General features: G+C 62.5%; 1 protein-coding gene. It reads left to right on the top strand.

Translation table 11 applies throughout. From position 1 onward, the window contains the following. Positions 1–2,882, top strand: a 2,882-nt coding sequence (locus BLQ73_RS30660; RefSeq protein WP_143020558.1) for a LamG-like jellyroll fold domain-containing protein, incomplete at its 5' end; no start/stop codon positions are given. Positions 2,883–3,238 lie beyond the last annotated feature (356 nt).

The following is a 3,238-nucleotide window of genomic DNA, read 5'->3' as shown; positions in this document are numbered from 1 at the left end:
CGGACGCCCCGGCAGGGCAGGGTACAGGCCAGATCTGGGCCGGGAGCGCCGACGACGTCGCCTCCGGCACCCAGGCCGACCTCACCCTGCCCGCAGGCGAGCTGAGCGACGGGTGGAAGGTGCGCTGGCGCGTCCGCGCCGTCAACGCTGCCACCACGATCGGCTCACCGTGGTCGCACTGGCAGCCGCTCACCGTGGACCTGCCGGACCCGGTCTCGGAACCCGCCGTGGGCCCGCTGCAGGTATCCCCCTCCCAGCAGGTGGACGGCGCCACCGTCACCTCCTCCCTCACCCCCTCTCTACTGACCCAGGTCAGCGACCCGGTCGGCGGCGTACTGCGCGCCGAGGCCGAACTCGAGCACGACCCGGCAGGGCAGGGCACAGGCCAGATCTGGACCGGAAGCGTCGACAACGTCGCAGTCGGCGGCCAGGCCGACCTGACCGTCCCCGCGGACACCTTGGCCGATGGGTGGAAGGTGCGCTGGCGGGCCCGCGCCGTCTCGGCGACCGCAGCCTCCGCCTGGTCGGACTGGCAGTCCTTCACCGTCAGCCTGCCTAAGCCCACCGCCACCGGCCTGACGATCACCCCGTCAAAGGTGGTGGACGGCCTGACGGTGACCACCACGCTCACCCCCACGTTGCAAGCCACCCTCACCCACCCGACCGGCCATGCCTTGCGCGCCGAAGCCGAGATCGAGCATGACCCGGCCGCACCCGCAGGGCAGGGCAGCGGCCAGATCTGGACCGGCAGCGCTGACAACGTCAGCTCCGGGACTCAGACGAGCATCGCCGTCCCGGCGGGCACACTGACCGGCGGATGGAAGGTGCGCTGGCGCCTGCGCGCGGTATCTGACCAGGCCGCCTCGTCCTGGTCAGACTGGCAGCAGGTCACTGTCGGCGTCACCCAACCCGGCGAAGAGCCCCTGGCCCAGACCGTCGGCCCGGTGTTCCTCAGCGACCAAAGCTTCACCACGGCCGCCTGGCTGCGCTGGAGCAACAAGGACGGCGACTACATCGTCCTCGAGCAGAAGGGCACCCACCAGGTGCCCTTCCGCCTCGGCAACACCGCCGATCATGGTCTGGTCTTCACCTTCACCAGTGCCGACGCCACTAGTGCGACGGTCGAAGGCGTGTTGTCCGGAGTCGAGCCGCCTGTCGATGAGTGGTTCCACCTAGCGGGCGTGTACGACGCGGCCTCCCGGACGGTGACCCTGTACCTGAATGGTGCTCAGGCCGGGACCACACAATTGTCCTTCTCTGCCTGGAACGCCCAAGCCCCACTACAGATCGGCGCGGCGATGGCCGGGAGCATCGACGAGGTTCAAATCTACCAACGCCCGTTCAGCGCCGCTGAGGTTGCCAGTGTGATCGCATCGGCCACAGCCTCGGCACCTGTGGCTGCGGCCGCACCGCAGAAGACCGCGTCTACCCAAGCTGCGGCCGGAACCGGCGATTTCGATTACAACCGCATCAATCTCCAAACATGTCAGGTCAGCGGAAGTGAAACCGGGCACGGTGAGTACGATGCGCGAATCCGCGAGCTGCCGTACAACTCGTGCTGGTCCTCTTACCTCCAGGTGAACGACTACGTAGAGGACGAGTCGACCGGCAGATTGGTGAAAGCCGGCTGTGGGAGCCTGCTCAAGAATCCGGTGCTCAAATGGGCCTGCAAGCAGGTGGCTGAGCCGTTCGATGAAGATCTCGCCCTCCGCTTCCGGGCCACAGTGGTCATCCACAGCTATCTCGGAAACGCGACCGGGACCGGTGTGGTGGACGGGGCCGGGACCGGTATTAAGCCGACGGACATGAAGATGTTCATCCAGCTCGATGATTTCGCGCTCATCGGTGAAGGCGGGCGCGTAGTCAAGCCCGGAAACCAGTTGAGTGCCATGCCCATTACAACGAGACTATATATTCCGGATCCTCCTTTCACGGATGAGGGCTGTACTACTGGCGACGGAGAGAAAAAGAAGGATATTTCCGCCTGGCAATCCAGCTCGTACGATGTTTTCAACATTCGAACGACCATTGATAATCCGGGCGTAGTCACCTGTGCGTTCCATCCCGAGGTCGTGCTTTACGCCGACTCTGGGTCGGAGTGGTTGCGCCTGCCCCTCTTCAGCCAGAAGGTCATTGACGTCAAGGGCGAGTGGGTCGGCGTCGCACGCGAGGGTAAGGATGTGCCCATGGGCTGGAAGCGGTGGATGCCCCACTTCCGTTGCGACAGTCTCGCGTTCGGCGCGAATGATCCACAGGTCGAGGATCGAGTCGGCGGCTGCATCAATACCAGGTCGAAACGCGTATTCGTTATGTCCACGAAAAGTGGTACGGAGTTTCCAGAGGTGGCTCAGCACATCAAGGACGCTCTCAACCCCTCGACGAACAAGAGTACCAACCCGCCCAAGCGGGAAGGGGATCCCGAGGTTCCGAATCCGCCGAGTAGGGACGTTCTCGGCACTGAGCAGCCAAAGCGTATCCCCGGGAACTGGGCGGCTCCTATTGGTAGCGATGCGGGCGAACCGCTGCACAGGACCACCAGCGATGAAAGGAACCAACAAAACCGGCTCGTATTCTCGAGACGTGCATTCATCTCCGATCTCGGCAAGCCAACACAGAAGGAGTGGCCGGATAATCCGGGAAGTAACTACTGCAAGTACTATCAATGGGAAAAATACATTGCCCCTGGGGTCAGGTGGAAGGACCTCAACTGTGATGAGTATCCATTCGCGGCCACATTAGAGGGAGCCGCGAGCGCTGAGTGGGACTTCTCGATTCGTGCGCTCAATGCAAAGCAAAACCGAGACCAGGGAAATGCCCTGAAAAGATTCTTCGCCGAATTCCGAGTCGGCGATGAGAACTCTTTCTGGGTGATGATCGAGTAAATGGTGGGCGCGGTTCCTGGGTGCCGGGTTCGAGACTGATCTCGAAACCGGCACCCAAGTGCAACCAAAGCATAGTCGTGGCTATAAGGTTTCTGACAGACCGGAGGCGATAGCATTCCAGGTGCCATCGGCAGGCCAAGAACACTAAGCCGAGATCACGTCTACCGTCCGCCGACGAATTGATTTCGTTATCCTCGATCAGCGGCCATGAGCGGCCTGCTCTGTCTGCAGAGGGTCCACAGGATTGGATAATCGCTATGTCCTGCGCCAAGTACTAGAGAGTTTTAAAGGTGAGGGTTAGCTATCGTCACCTGATCGTCAGTTGGCACGCGCCCGCCCAGATGAGATCACCGGGG

The organism is Sinosporangium album, assembly GCF_900100605.1.
GTDB classification, from domain to species: Bacteria; Actinomycetota; Actinomycetes; order Streptosporangiales; family Streptosporangiaceae; genus Sinosporangium; species Sinosporangium album.
Note: the sequence above shows the minus strand (reverse complement) of the source record. Positions and strands in the feature narration are given on the sequence as shown.